The sequence below is a fragment of the Kurthia sp. ISK08 genome (genome assembly GCF_046159805.1).
Classification (GTDB): domain Bacteria; phylum Bacillota; class Bacilli; order Bacillales_A; family Planococcaceae; genus Kurthia; species Kurthia gibsonii.
On record NZ_JBJXHL010000004.1, the window covers coordinates 99,867 to 126,651 of the forward strand.

General features: G+C 31.7%; 20 protein-coding genes and 1 pseudogene. 5 read left to right on the top strand and 16 right to left on the bottom strand.

What is annotated here, in order from left to right; all coding sequences use genetic code 11:
* Window positions 1–114 precede the first annotated feature (114 nt).
* The 3 genes from ACKVQX_RS09245 to ACKVQX_RS09255 form a co-directional block, all read right to left on the bottom strand.
* Window positions 115–768 carry a hypothetical protein gene (locus ACKVQX_RS09245; protein ID WP_325943555.1) on the bottom strand — a complete coding sequence of 218 codons (654 nt, stop codon included), beginning with the start codon at window positions 766–768 and terminating at the stop codon, window positions 115–117.
* 113 nt (window positions 769–881) lie between these two features.
* A complete protein-coding gene (locus ACKVQX_RS09250; RefSeq protein ID WP_409136231.1) occupies window positions 882–2,246 on the bottom strand; it encodes a hypothetical protein in 1,365 nt (454 codons plus the stop codon).
* A gap of 79 nt (window positions 2,247–2,325) precedes the next feature.
* Complete coding sequence (locus ACKVQX_RS09255; RefSeq protein WP_285215354.1) at window positions 2,326–3,753, bottom strand: transglutaminase domain-containing protein; 1,428 nt, start codon at window positions 3,751–3,753, stop codon at window positions 2,326–2,328.
* 129 nt (window positions 3,754–3,882) lie between these two features.
* Between ACKVQX_RS09255 and ACKVQX_RS09260 the strand changes: the two genes are divergently transcribed.
* Window positions 3,883–4,452, top strand: a complete 570-nt coding sequence (locus tag ACKVQX_RS09260; RefSeq protein WP_409136232.1) for a hypothetical protein — start codon at window positions 3,883–3,885, stop codon at window positions 4,450–4,452.
* Between the two features lie 66 nt (window positions 4,453–4,518).
* Here the strand turns inward: ACKVQX_RS09260 and ACKVQX_RS09265 are convergent, their stop codons facing one another.
* From ACKVQX_RS09265 to ACKVQX_RS09290, 6 genes are all read right to left on the bottom strand, one after another.
* Window positions 4,519–5,961, bottom strand: a complete 1,443-nt coding sequence (locus ACKVQX_RS09265) for a hypothetical protein (protein ID WP_409136233.1) — start codon at window positions 5,959–5,961, stop codon at window positions 4,519–4,521.
* On the bottom strand, window positions 5,958–6,476 hold the full coding sequence (locus ACKVQX_RS09270; protein WP_087679999.1) for a GtrA family protein: 519 nt from the start codon (window positions 6,474–6,476) through the stop codon (window positions 5,958–5,960). The genes ACKVQX_RS09265 and ACKVQX_RS09270 overlap by 4 nt, the downstream gene beginning before the upstream one ends.
* 5 nt (window positions 6,477–6,481) lie before the next feature.
* The gene (locus ACKVQX_RS09275) at window positions 6,482–7,474 is read right to left on the bottom strand and encodes a glycosyltransferase family 2 protein (RefSeq protein ID WP_409136234.1); all 993 of its coding nucleotides are present in this window, start codon (window positions 7,472–7,474) and stop codon (window positions 6,482–6,484) included.
* Between the two features lie 136 nt (window positions 7,475–7,610).
* Window positions 7,611–8,675, bottom strand: a complete 1,065-nt coding sequence (locus ACKVQX_RS09280; protein ID WP_409136235.1) for a P1 family peptidase — start codon at window positions 8,673–8,675, stop codon at window positions 7,611–7,613.
* A gap of 108 nt (window positions 8,676–8,783) precedes the next feature.
* Window positions 8,784–9,620 carry a M23 family metallopeptidase gene (locus ACKVQX_RS09285; RefSeq protein WP_409136236.1) on the bottom strand — a complete coding sequence of 279 codons (837 nt, stop codon included), beginning with the start codon at window positions 9,618–9,620 and terminating at the stop codon, window positions 8,784–8,786.
* Window positions 9,621–10,472, bottom strand: coding sequence for a LysR family transcriptional regulator (locus tag ACKVQX_RS09290; RefSeq protein WP_409136237.1), 852 nt, complete (start codon window positions 10,470–10,472; stop codon window positions 9,621–9,623).
* A gap of 121 nt (window positions 10,473–10,593) precedes the next feature.
* On the opposite strand from ACKVQX_RS09290, the gene ACKVQX_RS09295 reads away from it, so the two are divergent.
* A complete protein-coding gene (locus ACKVQX_RS09295) occupies window positions 10,594–11,355 on the top strand; it encodes a class I SAM-dependent methyltransferase (protein WP_409136238.1) in 762 nt (253 codons plus the stop codon).
* Between the two features lie 140 nt (window positions 11,356–11,495).
* On the opposite strand, the gene ACKVQX_RS09300 is transcribed toward ACKVQX_RS09295, so the two are convergent.
* The 4 genes and pseudogenes from ACKVQX_RS09300 to ACKVQX_RS09315 form a co-directional block, all read right to left on the bottom strand.
* Window positions 11,496–11,945, bottom strand: coding sequence for a hypothetical protein (locus ACKVQX_RS09300; protein ID WP_338838160.1), 450 nt, complete (start codon window positions 11,943–11,945; stop codon window positions 11,496–11,498).
* A gap of 449 nt (window positions 11,946–12,394) precedes the next feature.
* Window positions 12,395–12,946, bottom strand: a complete 552-nt coding sequence (locus ACKVQX_RS09305; protein WP_409136239.1) for a hypothetical protein — start codon at window positions 12,944–12,946, stop codon at window positions 12,395–12,397.
* A gap of 510 nt (window positions 12,947–13,456) precedes the next feature.
* Window positions 13,457–16,153 carry an ATP-dependent RecD-like DNA helicase gene (locus ACKVQX_RS09310; protein WP_409136240.1) on the bottom strand — a complete coding sequence of 899 codons (2,697 nt, stop codon included), beginning with the start codon at window positions 16,151–16,153 and terminating at the stop codon, window positions 13,457–13,459.
* Between the two features lie 1,313 nt (window positions 16,154–17,466).
* A pseudogene (locus ACKVQX_RS09315) lies at window positions 17,467–17,655 on the bottom strand (transposase); the annotation flags it as partial.
* Between the two features lie 121 nt (window positions 17,656–17,776).
* Between ACKVQX_RS09315 and ACKVQX_RS09320 the strand changes: the two are divergent.
* A complete protein-coding gene (locus ACKVQX_RS09320) occupies window positions 17,777–18,886 on the top strand; it encodes a DUF262 domain-containing protein (protein WP_409136241.1) in 1,110 nt (369 codons plus the stop codon).
* The gene (locus tag ACKVQX_RS09325; protein ID WP_409136242.1) at window positions 18,883–19,590 is read left to right on the top strand and encodes an MAE_28990/MAE_18760 family HEPN-like nuclease; all 708 of its coding nucleotides are present in this window, start codon (window positions 18,883–18,885) and stop codon (window positions 19,588–19,590) included. Before ACKVQX_RS09320 ends, ACKVQX_RS09325 begins: the two co-directional genes overlap by 4 nt.
* A gap of 55 nt (window positions 19,591–19,645) precedes the next feature.
* Here ACKVQX_RS09325 and ACKVQX_RS09330 read toward each other — a convergent pair whose 3' ends face one another.
* The 3 genes from ACKVQX_RS09330 to ACKVQX_RS09340 all read right to left on the bottom strand — a co-directional run bounded on the left by ACKVQX_RS09330 (window position 19,646) and on the right by ACKVQX_RS09340 (window position 25,167).
* The gene (locus ACKVQX_RS09330) at window positions 19,646–22,690 is read right to left on the bottom strand and encodes an Eco57I restriction-modification methylase domain-containing protein (RefSeq protein WP_409136243.1); all 3,045 of its coding nucleotides are present in this window, start codon (window positions 22,688–22,690) and stop codon (window positions 19,646–19,648) included.
* A 120-nt stretch (window positions 22,691–22,810) separates the two neighbouring features.
* A complete protein-coding gene (locus tag ACKVQX_RS09335; protein ID WP_409136244.1) occupies window positions 22,811–24,463 on the bottom strand; it encodes an Eco57I restriction-modification methylase domain-containing protein in 1,653 nt (550 codons plus the stop codon).
* A gap of 149 nt (window positions 24,464–24,612) precedes the next feature.
* The gene (locus ACKVQX_RS09340; protein ID WP_409136245.1) at window positions 24,613–25,167 is read right to left on the bottom strand and encodes a recombinase family protein; all 555 of its coding nucleotides are present in this window, start codon (window positions 25,165–25,167) and stop codon (window positions 24,613–24,615) included.
* Between the two features lie 154 nt (window positions 25,168–25,321).
* Between ACKVQX_RS09340 and ACKVQX_RS09345 the strand changes: the two genes are divergently transcribed.
* Window positions 25,322–26,679, top strand: a protein-coding gene (locus ACKVQX_RS09345; protein WP_409136246.1) for an IS3 family transposase whose coding sequence is annotated in 2 segments (ribosomal slippage) — window positions 25,322–25,799 and window positions 25,799–26,679 — 1,359 coding nt in all. Because the reading frame shifts where the segments join, the coding sequence is not laid out codon by codon here.
* The last annotated feature ends 106 nt before the right edge of the window (window positions 26,680–26,785 follow it).

A 26,785-nucleotide genomic window follows, 5' to 3' on the forward strand; every position in this document is an offset into this window, starting at 1 on the left:
CCTTGTTAGCCTTCAAAACGAAAAACTGGAACCGCGCCATAGCGTGATTCCAGTTTTTTTATGCTCATTTAGAATGCTATTTTTACACTTATGTCACAACCTGTTTCTGATTTATTAACCCGCAAATGTAGCATCATAACTAACTGTATATTCTGCTCCATTTTTTATTTTCCCTTTAGATATTTTACCGTTGAAGTAGGTGTGCGCCTTACCTGATATAGGGTATAATTTTGTTTCCTTTGTTTTAATTTTTCCAGTATACAATTTATTCCCTACATAAAATTTATTATTTTTAATACTAACTGTTTTCTTTTTATCTAATTGAATTGTAAGTTTCTTCACTATTTTTTCATCTAAATTGTTTTCCATAATAAATGTTGTATAAAATACTTTATTCTTTCTAAAAATCAACTTCACTTTATTTCCTTTTGTTGTTGTTGCTATAAAAGAGAATTCTTCATTTGGTTGGAATACACTTTTGTAAACTTCAGGTTTTTTTGCTATTGCTGTTGATGGTGATACAAAATTTAAAATAAGACTTATTGCAATAAGTATAGAAAACATAAATAATCGATTAACACATTTCATTTTCGCCACTCCATATCTCTTTACTCTAGTATGTTTTGTTTGCTTCGTAGCTTTTTTTACGCCTTCTCCAATTTCTTCAATATATTCATTATTGAGTGCTTTTCCGATAAATTTAATTGGCTCTCCAGTAACTGTTCCTGTTACATTCCCCAGAAATTGACCGATTTTTTTCAAAACCATTCTATCATTCCTTTCTAATAGTTATAAAAGACTATTATATTACATAGTCTTTTATAACTAAATAGAATACATTATTATGAAAAAACAATAATATGTTTTTTATTTCTAAAATTTTAATAATTCTTTTGTAACCAAGCAATGACTTGCTGCTGATTTAAGTCTCCTTTACCATTTTTAGTGCGAGAAATCCGATAAAATTCAACTTGATGATTTCTTTTTTTAAAATAGATTCTTCCTAAACGATCTTGTCCAAATGGGTATTCATTAATTGTGAGTTTTCTATTTGTTCTTACATTATTGGGACGTATTTTATGTACATTTTCTTCATAACGATAAGTTAGATTAACAATACAAGCCTCAACTCTTAAACGATCTGATGGAATTAATGTGAAAAAATCCCTGAAGAACTCTTTATGAAAAAAACAATTTTTATAAAGTTCCGCAAAACGAGGTTCATATTCTTGTTCCAATATTTTCAATTCTTCTATATTTAGTTCATGCGGTGCACCTTGATTTGCTTTTTCAATTGCTAAATTATTTTGTTCTTCTAACAGCCGAATTTTTAATACTTGTATATCACTTTCTGCTTTTTGTAATTCTTCTCCATATAAAGCTTCTATCTCATTCAATTCCTTTTCGTATTCTCTTTTTTCTTTTAATATAGACTCTAATTGTTCTTTCTCATGTTTTGCTTTTTCTTTAGCATTTTCAAATTGTATATATAACAAACTTTTTTCATGTTGAACATAATCTAATCGGTTCTGCAAAATATATTGTTGTTCTTGTAAATAATGAATCTGCTTCTCTTTTTCACTTAATTCATTTTCCAAACTTTTAATATTCGTATGTAGCGTAGTAACTTTTTTCATACTATTTATTAGATTTGTTTGAGTTATAGAAAAAGATTTCTCATATTCTTTCTTTTCTTCTTTTAAGTTTTTTAATATCAATTCATATTCTTGTTTTTTTAATTGATTTAGTTCCGAATTTTGATTTTCTAACTCTTTAATTTTATGAATGTATTCATTTTGTGACTCAAAGTTTGCTTTTAAAATTCTTTGTAAATTATCGTACTCTGCCTTCAAATAATTTCTTTCTAAAATATATTTTGCTTTTTCTTCATATAAACCATTAATTTTTTTATGTATGATATTCGTTTGATCTTTTAATGTATAAATCACTTTATCTTTTTCCTGTAAAAAACTCTGTTTCTCCTCTATTTCTTTATATAGAAATAAAATTTTTTCGCTATATGTATTTTTTAATTCTTCATTTTTTCTTTGTAAAACTATTATTTTATTTTGTGATTCAGTGATCGTTTTTTCTAGCACTTTTCTTTTTTGAAAGTATATATCAAAAACTTTTTTATTTTTTTCAATTACTAATAGTAAACGACTAATTGAATCATCTGTATTACGAAAAAAACGTTGCAAAAAAAACATGCTTTTATCAACTAAATACCCTAATAAATCCTTCACTTTACCATCTCCTAAGTTCTTTTGACTTATACTTATATTACTATTTCAAAATAAAAAAGGAAGTACAAATTGTACTCCCTCACAACACCATTTCAAAATCTTCTTCAATTTCTAATACTTTTCGACCGACGCGTGTCGCAATATCGGGTGGTAGTGTCACGATGACAGGGTGTTCTGCTTTCAATGGCTTTTGATTCGCTGTTAGTTGAATTTGCAGTGAATCGTGACATAAGAAATCGACGGTCACTTGTTTGTAGGCATCAGCAATAAGTAGCTCCAACCCTTCATCACTAATGAAGCGAAGTGGTTTTGCCTTCCCTTTATATTCGCCAAACCAGCTATTTCCGTACCCTGTAAGTATGACTTCATGTGCTTCTGGTACGGGTTTTGGTTCGATTGTTGCACGTTCTTTTAAGTAAATGGGTTCTCCTTGATGGAAGTGAACAATCGTTTCATGAACCGTCTGATGAATCGACTGTACTTGGCGTTCTTCGACACATATTAATTGTTTCGTATCGACTTCAAAAGCGTATAAATGCCAATCTCGGTCCACACAGCTCATATAGAGTCGCCCTTGTTCAAACGTACAAAACTGCACACGTTCTTCTAAATGAAGTGTTTCAGTTCTCGATAAAACATCGAAGGACATGAGTGAAGCAGTTTTTGGTTTTGGATAGTAAATATTTTTACCATGTGATGCGACATCATAAAGGTTCGTAAAGTATTGATAACGCTCGCTCAAACATTGCGGGTAATTCGCTTCATTCCACTGATGATCTTTTTTCATAAAAGCATCTGAACGGAGCAGGTAGCGATAGCGAATTTCATGATTTTTCATTTTCGAACCGACATCATTCCACGTCGCATCGATATGATACCAATCGTCATCTAATTTGACCATATTCCATGCATGTCCTAAATCACTCTCACCGTCTGCTTGACCAATAACGTAATAACAAGGAATTTTTAGCTCCTCCATCATTTTTTCGAACAGTAGTGCATACGCCATACAGACGCCCTGCTTCTCATGCATAAATGTATAGACCGTAAACGGTGAACCAGTCGTATTCATCTCATATTGGTGATTGCGTACAATATAGTCATGAACAGCAATCACTTTTTCTACATCACTCATCGTATTCGTTATGAGGTCTTTTAAAATTAATTGAATCTCTTGTATCACCCATTGTTGTTCTTCTCTCGTCATACGATAGGTCATCGAAAAATTCATCTTAATACGGTTCTTCGATACATATTTGAACGAGCTCTCCTGTCTCGCACAATGTTGCGTATAAAAAGGCTCTTGTAAGTGCAGCAGTGAAAAAGCTTCTTGTAATAAATCTGGTACAGACTTTGGTAGACGTCCTTGTAAGTAGAGTGAAAACTGACGGTCGCCACGCTTCATATGTGTAACCATCGCTGGTAGTAATTGTTTCGCTGTAATCGTTGTTTGTTTTAAACCACCATCTTTTTGAAACATCTCCATTGACTCAAAATAGATGCCCATGTGTTCCCCCTACATTCGTATTTTCATTCATTATACACTAGTTCTTTTATAAAGACTTTTTCCAATATTAGGTTGTTTTTAAAATCAACTTCAAGTAAGCTAGAAGTTAAATGGAAAGGAGCTATTACTATGAAAAAAATCATCGTTCTTTTCATCGCCATATGCTGCATCATGAATCTTACTACCCTGAATGCCGATGCAAAAACAAAAAACATCACATTACAAGAAGTTAAAAAACAAGTGAAACAAAATAAATTACCTTATGCTCTCGCAAAGATTGGTGATCCGTATAAAAAGTTTAAAGGAAAAAAACATGCGGGGTTGCCTTATTACGCTAAAGAACGTGACGCAAAATTAAATGTATACGGTTATGCGAACAATAAATATTTTAAAACGAAAGATACAATTTTTACGTATATTCTAAACGGGAAGCAAAAAACAAACAAAGCGACGGATAAAGTGCGTGGTATGCTGCTCTCGACTCCTCAAAAATTCACAAAAAAACAAGTGACACAAACTTTTGGCAAACCAGTTGAATATAAGGCTTCAAAAAACGAGGCAGGTTATATTTATTTTTACAATACAAATATTCTAGTCATTTTAAGTGAATACGAAAAAGGCAAAGCCTATACGCGATTCTTACTTATTCCATTTAGTGAATTTTCACAAGGTGGAATCTTTGAAAGTTATCTTAAATAAACAACAAAAAGCCGAAATTGCAACAAGTGCGATTTCGACTTTTTTGTATGCTTAAGAACTATTTATCTACCTTAAATACTTCGGTTCGATTGGACCATACGGTGGTTCTGGCTCAATATGCACATAATTTGATAATCGAATGCGAATGTCTGGCGGTAAATTGTAATACTCAATTTGTCGTTGTCTTTGAAGGTTATTAAATCTTGGTGTTAAATCATGACCGATTTTTTCAAAAGGTAGTCTCGTTAATGTTGAGAACTTAGCGCCCGCTTCATATTCCTCGACTAATCGATCATAACGCGTATGATTTTCAATTTTATTTGCGCCATGCATTATAATGAACGTCATACAAAAACCAATTACAGCTAAAACAACAAACTTGTTGCCTTTTCTCAGCCATTCTACGATTTTTTCATCACAAATTAGTAATAAACAAATGACTAGTAACATATAAGTTAACAGCATATTTCTTGGTCCAAATGGTGTAATTAATAAAAATGGACCTAATAAAATGATTGCATATAAAAAATATGTATAGAAATATCGTTTATTTTCATTTTTCACTTTTGATTTCCCTACTATGATTAATAGTGCAATCAAATAGATACACATTAAAATAAATTCCACTACTAGTAAGTAATAAGGTAGTGATGCGGGGCTTAATCCAACTAGATTTCTCATAATGAAATACATGGCAATTACTAGTATAGAACCTACTAAATACTTTTGCCCTTTACCAATTACCGCTAATACGATTGTAAACAATACGATGAGAATGAGATTATCTTTAAAATAAAATTCACTCCAACTCGTGATCATCGTTGTGAATAATAACGTGAAGTCTAATCCTCCAACCGCGCGCATATTCCCTTCCGTATGATAGGCCGTATTAGAGAACATTATATAAGCGCCAACCGCTGCCCCCATTAGCCACATAATAAATACAGCTTTCTTTTCTTTATAGAATAGTGCCAATAACAATCCAATCACTGCCATAACAACGCTAGCGACAGATACGTTTTCCACGAAAAATTGTCCTAAAAACGCGACGATTCCTACGAAAAACAACTCAATCATTTTCGGCTGTTTTTTCTTGGCAACATATAAAATATATAAAATTGCCAATAAAGAAGTATTGTAGTTTGCGAAGCCTGCTAACCACCCATATGTTTCACCATAAATTGAGATTGGCATAGATATAATAAGTAACATGATGAGTGGAATGCTAAATTTTCGATTTAGTAATAACCAAGTCACATACACGATTCCTGTATTAACTAAAGCATAAATTGCAATTCTAAATAGTAGAGAGCGCGTAATAAAAATTTCAATTATATTCCCTAAGTAACGTCCGTTGTAATAATCGAATCCATTTTCAAGTCTTGACCATCCTTCTTCAGAACCCCATGCCCAATCATCACCTGACAGTATTAATAATGAGGCAATCACTGCATAGAATATAAAGATTGATAGCCAAATGTAACTTTTCTTAAAAGTTGTAATAATCAATGCAACTGCTCCTTATTTACTCTTTCCGCTTTAAAAACGGCTTTTTTTGAAATAATATAGTTTATAATAATTGCTAATATTTGTACGATAAATACAAAAATAAATTCATTTAATAAAGCAGGTGTTCCAATGAATCCTTTTGTTAATGAAGATGAAAAAAGAAGATGGTCGTAATTAATAGAATTCAAACCTAAGAAATGAATGATTTCTTTAGAATAGGCTACGACTGCAATATACGTAATCAGCAAGTCCAAACCAAATACGAATGCTCGACCTGCTATAAACCCTGTAATTTGTTTTAATAAATCGATTGGCTTCCATTTTTGATCTTTAAAGACGAAGATTTTATTCGTAAAGTAAGCGAATAATATGGCGGTAATTTGAGCTGTAATGACTGCCCACATTGAGTTTTCAGTTATGTTTACAATTAAAAATCTTGTCAAAAAATAGACTGCTGTCGTACCAATCCCAAATAGGAGATAGAGTATTTTTTCATTTTTAAATAATTTTTTCATTCTTTTTATACACTTTCTGTTTTCGCAAATCTTTGCGATAATTGAATTTTTTCTAGTTCAATTTTTTTACCTGTATATTCTTGAACAAAATAAAGCGGTCTGTTTTTCGTTTCATGAAAAATCTTCCCTAAGTATTCACCCATGATGCCTAATGAAATTAGTTGGAAACCACCAAGCAGTAGAATCAATGTGACGAGCGTTGGATAACCTGGTACACTCGTTCCGTAAATTAATGTCGTTATGAGAATATAAACCATATAAAGCATCGAACTGAATGAGAGAATTCCGCCCAATATACCTGCAATTTTAAGTGGGAATGTTGTGTTCGATGTTAAGCCATCAATACCAAGTTTTAATAAGTCCATGAATTTCCACTTCGTTTCCCCCGCAAATCTCTCCTCCGCATCGAAGTTGACTTCTTTTTTACGGAAACCAATCCACATATATAACCCTTTTGTATATCTTTGCGTTTCTTTCATTTTTCTAATACTGTCGATGCATACACGATCTAATAATCTGTAATCACCTACACCTGGCAATACTTCTACTTTTGAAAATTTAACGAGTAATTTATAGTAGATTTCGGACATTTTCTTTTTTAGAAAACTTTCGCCTTTTCGTTCATTCCTTTTTCCATATACATCAAGATAACCAGCTTCCCATTGTTCAACCATTTCAAGAATCACTTTAGGTGGATGTTGCAAATCTGCATCCATCGTAATCACTGCATCTCCTAAACAATAGTCAAAACCTGCCGCCATCGCGACTTCTTTCCCATAGTTTCTCGATAAATCGAGCAACTTCACCCTTGCATCTCCTAATGTTAAAGCTTTTACCTTTTTCACACTATGGTCGATACTTCCATCATTAATAAAAAGGAACTCAAAATCATACTTTTGAGTTAGAGGTCTAATCGTTGTTGTTAGTTGCTTATAAAATGCATCGATGTTTTCAGCTTCATTGTACATCGGCACACATATTGAAATAAGCTTTTTCACTACTTACACCCTTCCATATATTGTTATATTTTAATTCTGTAACAATTTTAACATAAATTTGTTATAAATTATTATTTTTTCATTATTTAATAAAATCTATGTATAAAACGGTGTTTCGCCCTCTAAATAAGTAAATTTACAGCAAGCTAATATTACATTTCTCTAACAAATCTTTCAAAGCAGGTCTTGAATTTCCATCGCGTCCTACGATTTCATGTGCCGTAACCATCGAGTTTAATACAGCTTCCTCAGTCGCTTCACCAACTGCTCTAAAAGCAATATCAATCACGTCTTCTGGAATTTGAGGAATCGCTATTAATTTCGTTTTTTCATTGTGTGGAATTCTCGTCGCTGTTGAAAAACCGAAGACGACTTCTCCACTACCTGTTGTTATGATGGAACCTGTTCGGGATAGCCCTGTCACAGTTCTTTTCAGAATTCTTTGAAGTTGTCTTTCTGAAACTGGTAAATCAGTCGCAACAATTGTTATGATGGAACCTTTATCTTCTTCCTTATACACTTCATCGAGTTTTTGCTTCAATTGCTGGCCAATTGGATTTCCTTGAATCATTAAGTCTTTTAATATGCCAAAGTTTGTTAATACAAGGACTCCTAGTGTATATGAACCAAATTCAAAGTCCATTATTCTAGAAGCGGAACCGATTCCACCTTTTAATGAATAGCAAAGCATACCCGTCCCTGCGCCGACTGCTCCCTCTTCAAATACCTCATCACACTTATTCAATGCTTCTCGTACATGCTCGGGTTTTACAAATTTACCTCGAATATCGTTGATGATCATATCATTGCACTCACCAATCACTGCATTCACCGTACCCGTCGTTCGTCCAATTTCAGGATTCTGTTCTAACATATAATCAATTAAAGTATCTGCTGCAATCCCCGTACTTAAAGTATTCGTCAAAATAATCGGAGTTTCAATTGTACCAAGCTCCGTCAATTGAATCGTTCCCATCGATTTGCCAAAACCATTAATAACGTAGCTTGAAGCGATTAATTTCTCTTTAAATAGATTTCCACTATGAGGTAGAATTGCTGTAACACCCGTCTGCATATCTCCTTCACTTAATGTGACATGCCCTACTTTTACCCCTTTAACATCTGTAATTGCGTTTAAAAGTCCTGTGCGTATTTCCCCAATCTCAATTCCGTAATCTCTTATTCTTTTTTGATTATGCATGTGAAGCACCCCTTTATTTTTTGTATGTTTATTTCCATTTTAATTAGTCATATATTTGGGAGTTGTTTCATGCGACTAAAAAGGGTTATTTTAGCATCTATTACTTTTTCAAATGGTATCCCCTTGCACTGGCTCTACTCCCCCTTCAAATCGAATGCGTAGCGAATTGGATTGCTCTATATGTGGACAATCCATCACTTGAAAGTGAATATGTGCTTCAGAAGAATTCCCCGAGTTACCACACAATGCGATTAATTGTCCTTTACTCACTTCATCACCACGCTCTACTACAACACTATGCTGTTTCAAATGGGCAACTAAACTATATTCTCTTTCCGCATGTTCGAGTACTATATAGTTTCCTAAAAAATCAACTTCGTTCATCTCACCTACTGGTTGATCTGGAATGTGCTGAATCACTTGAAGTACTTTTCCGTCTAATGGAGCTACTACTTTAGCTCCAAAAGCAAAATAATCTTCGTTGTGTATTCCTTCATTTTTAAATGTTTGATGATCGACAACACGTATTAAATCATACGCATAGCGCTGATGAGGATAGAGATAATGGTAATTTTCAAATTCGTTCGTGCCACCCCAAAATACAAACCATTCGTCACAAATGGGCATGCGATATGTATTTTTTGTCCATTGTTGATCTGTGTCGAATTGATAGTAAGGACGCAATGTAAAGCCATGAATCGTCCCTTGTAAATCGGTCACGATATGAACTGCTTTTTCACACTGTTCATCGACAAAAAGAATTTGAATCGAATGAAGTAGCTTTTTTTCGTATTGACGTTTTAATGTAGTAACACCTTTTAAAAAGCTGCAACACATTCTTCTAAAACGCCAATAGGAAATCTGCTTTTGAAAACTATTTGATGTACACTTATAATATTTTTTCCATTCACCTTGTACAAATTCCACTTCAAAGTTTGGTAACATTCACTTTCTTCCTTCCATTAAAAACTGAATAAACTTCTCTACTTCCACTGTGCGTACTTTGGTTAAAAGATAGGTCGTCGAAGTCGGTGGTGAGATGGCTTGTACTGGGATTGTCATGACTTCGTTCATTTCTTGAATCATTGAATACGGTAAATAGGCACTTCCAAGCCCTGCTTCAATGAATCGTTTTGTTACTTCAATCTGATTCACTGGCATCGTTCTAACGAGTGGATAAGCGTGTTTTAGTTGCTGCAAAAATGCATCGCTACAATGAGGGTGGTTATGCGTCATAATACGGTCTGTCTGCATAACTCGCTCCTCATCCCAAGTCCCTTGTCTTTTCTTCGACGTTAAAAGCATTGGTTCTTCATGTATATGAAGTGCTTCAATACTCGGTTGAATCGGTAGAATACGTGCTAATCCAAGATCCGCTCGCTCTGAACTCACCTCTTGCCCCACATCATAAGAGGAGACAATATTCGTTATGACCTCAATTGTTGGATTTTCAGCCATAAACTGCGCCAACCATGTCGGTAATAGTGATGCCGCAATTTGAGGTGCAACTGCGATAACGAGCTTCTGTTCATATCCCTGTTTCCACGATTCAAAAGCTTCCATACCTGCTTCATATTCTGCGAGTAAATCATTCGCAAAGGTATAAAATCTCTTCCCTGCTGCTGTTAATGTGACGCGATTACTCGTGCGATGAAATAACGTTGTATGAATGACTTCTTCTAAACGCTGAATATGTTTTGTGACGGCTGGTTGCGTTAAAAATAATTGTTCTGAGGCTTGCCTAAAATTTTCACACCTCGCCGTTACAACAAATGTTTGTAGCCATTTAATTTGCATAGAAACCCCTCTTTACGATAACGAATCGTTATACTAAAACGCTATTTTCTTGAATGTTCTTCGGTATATTTTTCCATTATACTCAAATGAATCACAGCGAATCAATAAGGAGATGGAAAAGATGACCAAACAAGATTACTGGAATGCGACGCGTTATGATATGCAACACGCCTTCGTTTCACACTACGGAAAAGATATTTTGTCACTATTACAACCACAGCAAGGCGAGACCATTATAGATGTTGGATGCGGCACAGGCGACTTAGCACATGAACTTTCAAAACAAGATGTTCATGTGATTGGCATTGATGCTTCACCGAATATGATTGCCACCGCAAAAGAAAAGTACCCACACATTCCATTCTATGTACAAAGCGCAACACAACTAACAGGCTTTTCAAATGTAGATGCAGTCTTTTCAAACGCGACACTACATTGGGTGAAAGAGCCATTCACTGCTCTACAAAGTATGTACGCCATTTTAAAATCAGGTGGAAGATTCGTCGCTGAATTCGGCGGCGCGCACAATGTCGAAACGATTACACATACCATCATTGATGAAATCAGACATGCTGGATACCGATTTGACGATTCACAGTTCCCCTGGTATTACCCAAGTATTGCTGAATACACAACACTAATGGAAGCAGCGGGTTTTCACGTCACATTCGCCGAACATATCAATCGCCCGACACCACTCCAAGGTGACGAAGGCTTGCGCAACTGGATGGAGATGTTTGCGGACGGATTATTTGAAGGAATTGAAGACGATGTGAAAGACAGAATTATTAAGAAAGTGGCAGAACGCTTGCGCGATGTACTGTGGCAAGACGGGAAATGGGTGGCGGATTATAAAAGGATTCGTGTGGTGGGAGTTAAGTAGATGGAGATGAAAAAAACAAGAATCGGATGAATGATTCTTGTTTTTTTATGTTGGCAAAATTTGTTGTTATTTTTCTTTTAATATTATAATTATTTAAAATAATATATGGTGTTCTTCTAAAGTAAACGATTTAGCGTCTTTTATAAAACCCTATTTATTAAAAACGTATAAAAAACTCTTTTATTATTAAGGTTTTTTTCTAAATTCATAATACGAACATGTTGAACTACAAAATACATTGCAACTATTAAAAATAAAAAATTTGTTATGATAAAAGCTATATTCTTTTTATCTTCATCTCCTGAATAGATATTAGTAAAGATTGAAATACAGGTAGTTACTATTGCTAATATAAAACCTAGACTACTATACCATCCATTCATAGCTTCTTTATCTCTATTTTCACCTCTTTTAAAAGTTGAAAGCATCGCTTTAAGTTCTGTTTCTTCATAGTTAAGTCTTAATATTTCAACATAGTTATTTACTAGAATATCTTTATCTAATTCTTTAATTCCTAAATCACTTAGCTCATTGAAAATTTTCTTTTCATCATTTAATTGAAATAACCTTTTATTTAAATCATTAATCATATAAACTCCTCCTAATACACCAGTATTAAAATACTTTAACACTCTTTTTATACTATTATTGTAATATTAGTGTCTATTATATATTTGATGATTTTATTAACAAATATATGAGAAAGGTGCACTAAACTAGATAGGATAAATGAATTCTTTCATTATCATTTGATTCTCCAAGATATCTTTTGAAGCTTCTTTCGTACGAAGTCAATTGACTAATCCTGACTTTATTGTATGACTGGAGCTTTTTATCCATAGCTAAAAGCTTTTTAGCCCCCTCGCATAGTAAGGGGATTCATTTATACAAAAAACAAACTCTACAATATATGTAAAGTTCGTTCTATCTAAGCTATCGTTCAATATCTACATTAAATAACGGCATGAGCTTACCAATCGTATAATCCTCTAAATAAAAACGACTGACGACATGTTCTAGACCGTGTAAAGGAATATAGCTAAAACCCCACATGGTTCACGATTATATCAGCTGTATTCGCATGTGATTGGAATAATCGCTCAATCCCTCTACGCAATTGATCCGACGTTGTTTTCCCTGTATATTTTGCTTGATGAATTTGCAGATGTAGCGCCATTCGCTTCAAAATGCTATCCGCACTTTTCCCAACATACAATGGAATATGCCCTTGATATTGTGTGAGCCACGCGTCCGTCCACTCAATCTCCACTGAATGATACGCATCTGGTGCGTCTTCACCTACTACCTTCTTTCCCTTCACGGAGTAAGTCCGTGTACAATCCGGCGCAAAGAGTGGGTGAAGGCTCTCTGGAGAATTATTCAACCACCAAAAGACATAGATGCCACCTTGATCTAAATTTTCCAGTGAAGGTGTGTCCATCACCCTCTTAAACTTCCAACCTGAAGGATAATTTTTGTGCAGCTCACCATTTTTATTCTTCACTTCTAGTAAAAGGTTCGTGATGGGTTGTGGTTCTGTTGCACGGAGTTCAGTATATAATTGTTCGATATTTTCGGTTAGTGATGGCATGGGGACCTCCAGAGTAATTTAGATTTTCAAATAAGGAAATATAGAATGTTTAAATAATTATATTCGATAAATGCGAAGATTATTAAGAAATAAAAACTACTCAGACCTTTATTTATCAAAAAGGATGAGTAGTTTTGTATGGAGACGGTGGGAGTGGAACCCGTTTATTCCATGAATAGCTCTACAATAGTGTTTACACATTTAATTGGACTAATTTATAAATTACTAACATCGGTTTACATTAAAACGCCTATTCGGAGGCAAGTACCTACAAAAAACGATATTCGATTTTTCTTTTCGCAACAATCTATTATTTTTACATAATACATTACTCAATATGCTCCCCCATATTTACAAACCAATATATTATATATAGCAATTTACTTTTTTGGGGGAAATCAAATTTAAAACATAAAGTCGTTTAGACACATTATTAAAAGTATTAAGAAATGAGTAGCTGTCTTGGATTTTGCTGGAGTTGTAGGTGGTTTTGGTGTTTAGTTCAAAATTTTATACTTCCACTAGCAATCTTTTTAATAAATAAACATCTCTATTCTTTTTCTTCTTTTCATATGAGGAAAGAACCTTGTTTTCTGTTTCTGGAGACCAATATATTTTTAACTCTTTTCGCGCTCTAGTAATAGCTGTATAAAATATATTATGAGTAATTAACTCTCCTATTTCATCTGTAATAATAATTTTCACAGAGTCAAACTCTAGTCCCTGTGCTTTATGAATTGATATAGCATATGAAACTTGAAAAGGAATTACAGTATCCAAAGATTTCTCATCATCGTCAGAATTACTATATTTATTCACTTTAAATTTAAGCATTGTATTACCTTGCTCTGTTATTGAAACCCAGATAAGGTTTTGACTCAATGCTTCGCTTTCTGTGATATTCTTTTCTATCTCAACAGTAAAAGTAATTGAGAAATTATCACTTTCTATATCAACAATTTTACCCTTTAAATTATTGTACAGAACTGGAGAAAATCTATTTGATTCATTAAATAAAATTGGATCATTAATTTTATATGAATATACGCCCCATTTATAAAGTTTTCCTTTGTTATTAGCTTGTAGTATGCGATTAAGGTTATTGATTCCGTATAACCCATCATAGTTTAGACATAGTATAATTTCATCATTACTTGTTTCATTAAAAATAGAAGAATTTAATCGGGTAGAATAACTATTTTTAGCCATATGTTCTTGTATATCGTCATCTAATTCTCTAACTTTTTTCCATAATTGAATTAAATTTTCGTCAGTAGTTCTATAAGGTATAAGTAATTCAAATACCGAATTACTTTGTATAAATTCTTTAGCTAAATCAAACCAGTTCCCAAATATTATAGAATCTATTTGATAGACATCTCCAACTAACACAAGGAGGTCAAAATTTGATTTTTTTATAATTTGAATAAAATCTTTATTACTTACGGTACTACATTCATCAATAATTATTACATCATAATAACGGTGATTATAAGTAAAATTATTCAAGTATTTCGCAATCGTGGCAAAGCCTACATTTTCAGCAGTTACTTTTGATTTTAAATTTTCTACTGCTGGATTAGTATTTGCTAAAAACAACTTTTGTTTATCTTCAAAAAGCTTCGAAATATGATTTACCATAGTTGATTTACCCGTGCCTGCCGCTCCGTATATTAATGCAACTTTAGACTTTTCAAACATAACATCTATCATGTCATTTTTCTTTTGGCAATCAATCTCATAGTTATATTCTTCTTTCCATTCTTTCACAATTAAGTTGTAATCATTAATACCTTGCTCAGTTAATTTCAATAAATTCTTTAAAATATTAAAAACGTCTTCTTCATATTTTTGTATATAAACAAAATCCTTAAACTTTTTTAAACTTCTTTCCTTGTGCTTTTTATATAAAAGTTCATTATATTTTTCTATTAATATATTAATATCCGAGAAATCTTCAATCTCATTAATTGCGGTATAAATCTTTCCTTCCTTTTCAGCTTTATTTTTAATATATCTCGCTAAAAATTCATGCTCCCTATCTTTATTTTCTATACACTCAAATAAATCATATAAATTTGGATTATGGTTTTTTAATGATGTCGCAAAAGGCATCTCATCAAAAGGTATGCAACCAAATTGCAAGTTTAAGTTTGTTAATATATAGCATTTATCCCAGGAATATTGGCTTTTAATTACCTTATTATTCATCTTATAAAGAAGATATCTTAAAATATTTGCCCCTGGTTTATTAGCTATAATAATTTCTCGCGATTTGTTTAAAACTTCAATTATCTGTTTTGATTTATTGTCATTACTAATTTCCATTGTATATTGGTTAAATTCATAATCTGATAAAGTCACTAAATCCACTAAACTCAATCTTGATCTAGTTAAAAATTTCATCAATTTTCTATAGTCAGAATGACTACTTTGAATTTTATAATTTAAACCTAGTATTTCTGAAAAGTTTTTTAATTCACATGGTCTAATTGATACTTCCCACTTATCTATAATTAATATTTCAATTTCATTTCCAAATACATTAATCACTTCCGTTCTTATGGCTAACTTCGCGGCATAATTATGTAATATATCTAACTTTGTAAAAGCAATCATTCTATCAAACTTACTAGCATATTCAGTTGGAGGTGTAAATGTAACTTCGTAATAAATTTGATTATTTATGAAAAAAGGTTTTATCTTGCTAATATAATATCTATCATCAAAGTTAGTATACGTATCTTTTAAATTTATTTTCTCAACAATCTTTTCATGAAATTCTTTTAATTGTGAATCTACCTTTATTGGGAAATCTTCTATATTAATAAGAACCTCCATATTGTATTTATCATCTAAAAAATTTTTTATTTTCAAAAGGTACTCATAATATTTTAGTATTAAACGTTCCGAGCCTTCTTCACTTAAAATATAATGTGATGCACTTTTCTGTAATAACTCATGGAACTTATTTAAGAAGTTTACTTTACCATTTGACTTTATGTATTTAAGAGCTAATTGAATATCATCATACTTCATCTCAACATTCGCACCATTTGCACTTATTTTTAATGCAATTGACTCTACAAAAGTTCTAAGATGACCAAAAATATTTTGAGATATCCACCCTCTATTATCTAAATCATTATTTTTTATATTTTTGTAGATATGTTGATCTGCATTATAAATACTTTCATCTACTTTCATAATCCCCACCCTTTACATTTACCTAATTATTATCTTTCAACATTTGTTTAAGATTCCCTTTAATAACTTTCAATTTTTTTAATTGCCCCTTCCATTCAAAAGTTTTTTTATAGTTGTACGAATTATTAATATAAAGTGAAAATAAAAAACTAATACATTTTCAAAACTTAAGGGTTTTGAAAATGTTTGAAATCCAGTGATTTCGTATTATGGAGACGGTGGGAGTCGAACCATACTTTTATTTAAAAATTGAAATATCAATGTTTATAAGGTTTTTAGAACAAGTTTAAAAAATGAAAAATGCCATATTAAATGCCATATTGGAAAATCATCGTTGTCGGGGGAAAATTATATTCATTAAATTAATTTAATTTAATTCTACTTTTAAAAAACAGTCTGACTATTAAATTAGTCTGACTGTTACCTTTTTATCCATAGCGCAAAAATTTAAGTTATAGTAGATGAACCTTTATAAATTATACTTCCTATACATGCTGTTATAAGTCACATAACAACGATTTTCTCTCGTATGGCAAAAATTGTATATTTCAAACTTTCTTCCTTTTTTGTTACCACACCAATATTGTGCACCCTCTATCAGTTTCATAAAATCATATGGATGAATTTCGATAATTGAATTTATAACTACACAGGATTTAAATCGCTTTGGAGTATAAAATCGCTTTTCATTTGGTAATAAGAAATCAAATTGATGAAAATATTTCTTTTCATCAACCTTTTTATTATATACACTATTTAAATTTACCTTATAGATTCTATTAATACCACTATCTTTAGTTAAAACAAAAAAATAGGTACATCAATGAATGCTTTCAGTACTTCTTGGTCAAATGCATAAGGTAATCCTACTACTAACTTTTTTTGTTGTGATTTCAGCTGCAATTCTTGTAGATTTTTAAGATGGATGTTAATAAATACTGATCCTCCTTAATCTTAATAACTACAGATGGTTGTTCTTCATTGTGTGAATACATTTTTATCTTCCCTTTCATTTTTCATTAGAGAAGCTATTTTATTGTGCACTTTCTACATATATTAATTTTTTTCTGGCAGTATTAAGCCTTAATTTTTATGAACTTAAGTTTGCCTGAAGTTTGAAAATGCATTTTATAATATCTGCTCAACACTTGAAATTTCGCTGAAGATTCATCTGAAGAATAAGCATTTATTCCACAAAAATAGAAAAAAAGAAATATCAATTTATCTATTAATAACTCTTTTAATAACATTTATATAGTATAATATTTTGTGTAAATAGAAACCTTCTCTTTCTACAACCATCACACTATCTCCTAGAACATCGCTTTGATGTCCGAACGTGCCTTGTCAAAGCCAAGGTGACATCGTGTGAAGAAGCGTTCTTACGAGGCTTCGTTTGGAAACTGTTCCTTCCAATTAGTATATTTCTTGATTTGTTTATTAATTGATTTAATTAAATTCGTTGAATAAATACTGCGGTTAATAACTTTTGGGAATGTATGAACTTTTCCATGGGAAGACCGCTTTTCTGTAGATTAGTTGTGATGATTTTATTCTAACAAGAAAGGTCTTCTTTTTTTATTTACAAAAAATATATTTTAAGCTCTCTGAAAGGAGATAAATATGACATTACAAAATGAAATTGATCAAAAAGTTAAAGAGATACATACCGACGGCTACCCTATGTCCCTTGGTGAACTAATAAACATGTATAGAGATGGAGAATTGTATCTTCAACCAGATTTCCAACGATTTTTCCGATGGAATGACACACAAAAAACTCGATTTATTGAATCTATCTTACTAGGTATTCCAATCCCATCTATTTTTGTAGCACGAGGAGAAAGTGGAATTTGGGATGTTATTGATGGGCTTCAACGATTATCAACAATCTTAGAATTCGTAGGAATATTAAAAGGAAAAGATGGAGAAACTTTATCACCTTTGGCTCTACAAGGTACAAAATTTCTTCCTTCATTAAAGGGCAAAAAATGGGAAGATAAGTATGACTTAGAAAATTCCTTTACACCAGAACAACGAATAGACTTCAAACGTTCAAAGTTAGATGTTAAAATTATAAAAAAGGGTAGTGACGAGGAAGCTAAGTTTGAATTATTCCAACGTTTAAATACTGGAGGCTCTTCATTGACTAATCAAGAAATCCGAAATTGTTTAATGATTATGTCAAATAAAGATTTTTATGAATGGCTATTCTCTTTAAGTCAAAATTCAGATTTCCAAGATACTTTACCATTAACTGATAAACAGCTAATTGAACGTGAAGATATTGAAATTGCATTACGATTCTTTGTTTATAGACATTTAGATGTAAGTATTTTAAGTGGCTCAGAAGATATGGGTGAATTCTTAACTAATTCTATGTTAGACATCTTAAAGTCAGATGATTTTGATCTTGAAAATGAAGCAATGATTTTCAAAAAAACATTTAGCCTTCTTAATAATATTTTAGGAGAGAACAGTTTTAAGAAATTTGACGCTACTAAAAATAAATTCTTAGGGGCATTTCTAGTTTCTTCATTTGAAATGATTTCCATAGGTATCAGTAAAAATTTAGATTTTTATTTAGAAATGGATGAAGAAGAGTTAATTAAAAAGATTAAGGACCTCTATCAAAACCCAGTATATTTAGATACTACCAAAAGATCTGGAATTAGAGCTATAAATCGCCTAAAAATCTTATCAAGTTTAAGTGAGACAGAATTTTCTGTATGAATGAAGCATCAGTAAGAACAGAAACAGATGGTTCTTTAGAAAGATTACAAAAAAAACTAGATAAAGATTTCACTTGGCGAAAAAAAGAATTAACTATTGCAAAATCAAATATAGATGGTTCTTCTGGTGAAGAATTAGATTTCAATTTAAAAGTAGCAACAACAACTCTATATTCTCATTGGGAAGGATTTATTAAAAATTCTTCCTTATTGTACTTAAAATATCTGAATAAGAAAAAATATATATTAGCTCGATTAAAAAACAATTTTAAAATCCTTCACTACACTAAAAATATTTTAGATATTGAAGGTTCCAGAAAAAAAAGCAAATATATTGAACTATATGAAGCTTTCAGTAAAGAAAATGAAGATATATTTTGTGTAAATTTGAATTCTAATCATATAATTAACACATATGGAAATTTAAAATTTGAAAACCTTAAAGAAATTTTATTTAGCTTGAACATTGATGTTACTGATTTTCAAATGAAAGACAATTTAATTGATATAAATTTATTAAGTGTTCGTAATAAGATAGCACACGGTGAATATCATAGTTATGTAAATCATTCTACTACCTCTGAAAATAGTAACCGTGTTAAAGATGAGTTTTTCCAATTATATGATGATATTTTAAGTTTAATGGAATTATTCAAAGATAGAATAATTGAAGCAGCTTTAGAAGAGAGCTATTTAGCAGATTAAAAAATATCCATCAACTTATTCAGTTGATGGATATTTTTTATTATTTTTGTCGATTCTATTTAATTAAACTTTCCCAACCCTCTAAATCATATAATTTGGTAATAATAGATTGGATTTTATTTATTTTTTCTTCTTTTTCAGCAGATAATAATGTTTTTTCTTTTCGGGTCAATCTATTTGTGTTAAAGCGTTTGTTTATGCTATAGATTTCGCCACTCATAGATACTACATCATTATATTGGCTGACTTCATCTGGATCATTAAAATTAACCTTAATTATTGGTAATTTTTTCAATAATGCTGTACCTTTCGCATAAAAATTATTATCAAATTCACTAGCAGTCATTGATATATACCATTCCATTAAAGGGTGTGTTAAAACAGCTTGTAGAAATTCTAAATGATACTCACTGTTCTCTTTCATAGTAATTGCACAATACCCTGCAGTGCCACCAGAAGCAATTAGCATATCTTGCGTATCTAAATAATAAAACGGCTTGCTGGATAATACACCTACAATTAATTTTGGGTTATTAATAAATTTTGTTAAAGCTTGAATACGACCATAATGATACCATGTTTCACTATTAGCATGCCGTACATCCCTTTTCTTAGACGGATCCACTTGTTTAGGAACCAACATTTCATAATTGGCAACAAGATACTCCCATGTCCCAGGGAACTGATTTTTCATAATATCTCTTGGATAAATTTGTCCATCTTCATCATATGGGAAAATAATAAATTTATTTGTGTGTACCACATCATATGATCCCAGGTTTCTCTCATTTTTTTTAGTTGGCTTATAGTATGGTTTTACTATAGCTTTTTCAATTTGAAAAACTTCGTTAGGATGAATTTTTTCTTTTTTTATAGTGTAATGGGTTTCTGTATCCTTAATAATTTCCTCATTACTAAACCAATAAACAGGTGGCTTTTCTGCGCTTGTTTGAATACCGTTAAAGGTATATGCTAAATCTTCAAGTGGTTTAGAATTTACATGTAATTTATCAAGTAAGTTTTGTTCATTTTTATTAGCTGGTAATATCCATCTTTTCTTATCAATGTCATCTGCTGAAATTACAAATGAATTTTCTTTTGAATTTTCATAGTATCCATTGACCCACTCTTGTTTATCACGCACACGCTCATATTTAAAAAAGCTTTGATTATTTTTTACTAATTGAACAATTGAGCTATAAGTAGTTAAATTTTTAGATCTTTTACTACTTCCTCTGAATAATTGTAATGAACCAAAGTCAGTGTATTCTTTCAACAAATCATTCTCTGTAATAACTTCACGTAGTTTTTGACCAGCTTCAATCTTTGTAAATTTATTTGGAATAATGTAGACAATTGTTCCATGATTTTTCACCTTTTCAATAGCGCGCTCTAAAAAAATGAAGTACTTATCAAATTGTTTATACGCAGATCGATAATTCTTCTTATATATATCAATCTCTTCTTTCAACAATGAATTTTTCATATCTTCTGTTGTTACATACGGTGGATTTCCAATAATCACATCAAAGTTTGTTACATCATTGTTAAATTTCCAATTAAACGGCATGATATCATACTTTTTTTCAATAGATACTCCAGCTGGGAGCATTTCAGTATCAACTAAAGAGTTACCTGTTTTGATATTTCCATCTAATTTTGGAAGAACACCTAACTTATTATTTAATGAATGAACATCCTCATCATTAACTAATTTTAATAATAAACTAAACTTAGTCACTTCAACTGCATAATCATCAATATCGATACCAAAAATACAATTAGTCAAAATTTGTGATTTGATTTCTACTTTCAACTTTTGTTCATCATTAGAAGTTACTACCAAATTCTCTGGAGCATTTTCCAAAGACCATTCGTACACTTTATTAACTAGATAGTCAAAAGCTTCAATAAGAATAATTCCTGAACCACAAGAAATATCTGCAATTTTTAGCTCTAATAATTGAGCTAAACTTTTGTTTTCACAATATGATTTTAAAGCTTTATCTACCATCACTTTTACAATTTCTAAAGGAGTTGTAATTACATCTCTATTTAGCTCTTTTTCTTTTTTGACTAATGAAATATTTCCATCATCGATTTCTATCTTTTCAGTCAGGAATAACTCATATATATCCCCTAAAATGCTTGTCTCTAACACTGAAAAAGCATATGGACTAATTGGATAATACAAACTACTAATAATATTATTCAATGTCTCTTCGCTAATGAGTTCTAGTACTTCCATATCTTCAAATATACCTGAGTTATACTTAATATCTGCCTCTTGAAGAATTTTTATTATTTCTTCTTTAGCATCTTCTTCACTATCACTATCTAAACTATCTTTTAAATTCCGATAAATAGGTAAATTTTTATCCTCACATATTCTTAGGAAAATCATTTGGTTAATAAATTGCTGTACACTTTCATTTATGTATGCTTCATCCAATGTGACATCTTCATTATACATATCACAAGCAATGTCTAATCTCCACTTATTAATTAGCTCTAAGAAATGTTCATCAATTGGTTTTGCTGAAGCTTGATCTAATAAATGCTCAAAATTTTCTTCAATACTTCCATTACGTACATTTTCATAAGAAAGTAATTCGCATATTTCATTCCATTTTGAAACATATTCTGTATAATGATAGCTCTTTAAAAGCCCTACATTTGCATTATCAGTTGGACTTGGGTTGATTGTTGTATCGTAGATTAATAGATACTCGAAGTTAGTTAGAACAGAAACTAATGCTTTTTGAGACCATCCATAACTCCTAGTTTGGAAAGCAGGGTTTGGATTCTCTAAAATTTTCACTGAAACTTTTTTTGCTTCAACAAAAAATTTCAAGTTACCATTAATAGCAAATCTATAATCTGGTCTATCATTTTCAGAAGCATTAAATTCTGGAATTACATCACGAGCTGTTAGAGGTTTATTTTTTTTATTTATCATATCCCAACCCAACAATTCAAATAGTGGATCAATATAATCTGTACGTGTTGTATGTTCATTGTATTTATTCTTTACTTTACTTATTTCTGTATATTGACTATCAAATCTAGCTACTAATTGTTTTAGTTCGTATAAAATCATTGTTATCACCCTGTTCATTTTCATATATAACTACAATTAGTGTATTTCAATATACGAAGAATTGGTAGCATGATCCATTAAAAAAATCTTTTACTGCCCTAAAACAGTAAAAGATTCATTTTAGTTATTACCAGTAGTACCTCTTTGAATTCGTCTATCCTTCAATTTATGCCAAACACTTCTGCATGTCGTAACAACTTCTTCAGGAATATTTAATCTTTCTATTAATAATGCTCGATCTACTAAATCTAAAGCTTCTTCAATATTACGATTTTTACGAATTACATCGTTTACATGATTAAATAACATATTGATCACGTCCTCATCAATAATCAAATCATTAAAGTTTGGAATCGTTACATTTTCTAATTCTCTAGGAAGAATTTCTAAAACTCCTCCCCCATAGCTACGTGCTTCCAATTCTGTAAATGCAAAAGCTATACTGTTGTAATATGAAAGAATGGCCTTTTTACGATCTGTACCTAATAAGAAAGACACTCTATGCATTGTATCTGTACTTACTGCATTACATTTATTAAGGACAAATTTCGGGTATTGATAATTTCTTCTCAAGAAAAATGCATCTGGTTCCCAAATAGATGGTATTGCATACCATCTATTTCTAATTTGACATTTATATCCTGTATGTTCGTTATTTTGTTCACCATATTGAACGTAAGCTCTTTGCCCTTCTGTTAATGCTGCATCTTCCACAAGATTAAAATCTACAAGGAATGTTTTGGCTCCTTGTTCGACATTCCATTGCCAATCTTCTTCGTCAAATGTTACACCCGGAATATTAACACTTCTAGCAATCAAAGGCTTTGATATATTTGTTAAATCATATTGTCTTGCAGTTTCTCTATCCACACAAAAATATGAATTATTCCCTGTAGTTATTCCTACATCTACAGAAGCTATATCTATAAACTGGATACATTCGTCAGAATTTATCAGGTTATCAATAACAATATTTTCTTCTGTACTTAAAAAGTATTTTGTCCATTTTGTACTAGTAGTATTTATATTTTGAAAGGCTTTGTTATGATTGTATTCATCAAAATTTTGAATTAAGTCATTTACGTTCTTAAACTCTAAAATTTTCATTTGATGAACACCTTCAAAATCAGAACGTTTCTTCCCAAGTAGAACAACTACTTCTTGATCAACACCATCAAAAATCAACTCATTGAACGTCAATAATGTAATTTCATTAAGTTCATTCATTAAATAGCTTCTTAAACTTTCAGCATATTTAACTTGAAGTAATTCTGCTGGTATAACAAAGGCAATCTTTGAGTCTTCCGCCATTAAACTAATAGTTGCTACTGTAAAAGCTACCCATGCATTAATTAATTTATTCGATTTCATATTATTAGAAGTCAATAAATCACTTTGAATAGCACGTTGTTCTTCTGTTAAATATTGATATCTAATATACGGTGGATTCCCCAAAATAAGATCATATCTGTTCGATCGGTTTTTATTGTAAAACTCGTAAAAATCTGAATGTATGACTTCAAATCTATCATCTACAAGTAATCTTTCCCTAGCTACTTCTGATTCTTCTTCTGATATTTCAATTCCTGTACAATTGAAAATACCATCGTACCCTACTAAAGCTTCTAAAAAAACACCATCACCACAACTTGGTTCAAGTATATTTGTAATATTTTGATCCATGCCCCAGTCAATAATAAATTGAGCAAGGTTGTAAGGTGTATAATATCTTCCAGCTAATTTTTGCTCTGTAGCATCTTTACGTAATATCATTAATTTATCACCTCCGCTATCTTAACACATAAATTACAAAGTTATTAATACTATATTATATACTATAACATATAGGAACATACGTTTCCATCTGTATTTCTCCTTTGAGTGACAAAAGAAAATTCTATCTAATAAAAATAAAGTATTTACTATAGTGATTTTGACCTTTTAGCCCTAAGTAAAGTACTTCCAGATATTCCTGTCATCTCTGTTACTTCTTTATAAGAATGGGTTTCTAATTGTTGGAGAGCCAAATCAATTTGTTTTCTTGAGAACTTTTTTGGACGTCCTTCTCTAAATCCTGGTCGCTGTTTGGCTAGCTGTTTCCCCTCCTGGGTTCTCTCAACAATCATATCACGTTCAAATTCTGCAAAAGCACTAAAGATAGAAAAAATCAATCTACCAGTTGGCGTATTTTTGATTATCCCCATATTTAAAATATGTACCTTAATACCTCTATTAAATAAATCATGAATGACATCTAATGCATTCCTAGTATTACGTGCAAAACGGTCTACCTTTGTAACCACTAAAGTATCCCCTTCATTCAATTCAACTATAAGCTGATCAAAATTCGGACGACTATTCTTTGTCCCGGAAATTTTTTCAGTAATGATTTTATCGCAGCCCTCCTTTTTAAGCATATTTATTTGTGATTCTAAATCCTGATGAATTGTGCTCACTCTAGCATAGCCATACTTCAATCTTTCATCCCCCAAAGTCATTTTTATTACTTATTTATGATGGTAAGTTTTGATCGTATACTAATCCTTATTTTATCAGCAAATAAAAAGACCGTCAAAATGAACTGCACCCCAATTATTAGACAAATCTACTAATTGGAGGTACAGTTTTTATATGGCAAAATATTCATCAGAAGAAAAAATACAAGCCGCTTTAAGGTATATAAACGGCGCGGAAAGTTTATATACCATAGCGAGATCGATTGGTACAGATGATAAATCGATTCTTAATTGGGTGAGACAGTATGAGTATCATGGTGTTAAAGCCTTTGAAAAGCGATATACAAATTACTCTATACAGTTTAAACTAGACGTACTCAACTATATGATTGAACAGGGTACGTCCTTCCTTGAAACAGCGGCTATCTTTAAGATACCTACGCCTTCTACAGTTCGTAGTTGGAAAAGAAAGTTTGAAACACAAGGACTCGATGCCCTTCAATCAAAGAAAAAGGGGCGTCCATCCATGAAAAAAGAAGTGAAGAAACACCAAAAACAAGTAGGAATAGAATGTTCACCAGAGGCACTTCAAGCACGAATTAAACAGCTTGAAATGGAAAATGAGTATTTAAAAAAGTTGAATGCCTTAGTTAAAGCCAAAGAAAAATCACCAAAGAAGACAAAGTAAAAGTCATCTACGAATTAAGGTTTAAATACTCGGTGAAGGCACCTGTCGCATTCGCAGGCATTCCGCGTAGCACATACTATCGTTTAGTGAAGAAGATGCATCGTTCTGATCCCAATGCGAAACTAAAAGCCGAAATTCAATCCATTTACAACGAACATGAAGGGCGTTATGGATACCGCCGTATTCGTGATGAATTGGCGAATCGCGGACAAAAAGTGAACCATAAAAAAGTGCAACGGATTATGAAAGAACTCGGTTTAAAGTGCTTAGTACGAATGAAAAAATATAAATCATATAAAGGTACGGTTGGTAAAATCGCGCCTAACCTTTTAAATCGTCAATTTACAACAGAAGCCCCGAACGAAAAATGGGTAACGGATATTACAGAGTTTAAATTATGTGGCGAAAAGTTGTATGTATCACCTGTTTTAGACTTATTTAATGGCGAAATTATCACTTATACAATCGGCTCAAGACCAACATACTCATTGGTGTCAGAGATGTTAGAAAAGGCTTTAGAAAGATTACCAGAGGAACATCAATTATTAATGCATTCCGATCAAGGCTGGCACTATCAAATGAAGAAATATCGCCTAACACTTCAATCAAGAGGGATTACGCAAAGTATGTCGCGTAAAGGTAACTGTTACGACAACTCAGTGATGGAGAATTTCTTTGGGATTATGAAATCTGAATTTCTCTATTTGAAGGAATTTGAAAGTGTGGCACATTTTAAAAAAGAATTTGAAAAATATATAACGTATTACAACACGAAACGCATCAAGGCAAAATTAAAAGGCATGAGTCCGATACAATATCGAACGCATACCCAAACCGTTGCCTGATGAAATAACCGTGTCTAACTTTTAGGGGTCACTTCAAAACCTTTAAGTTTCGACGGTTTTATTCATCTAAAGGATACAGAAAGAGACTTCCTTTATCATTTCTTAA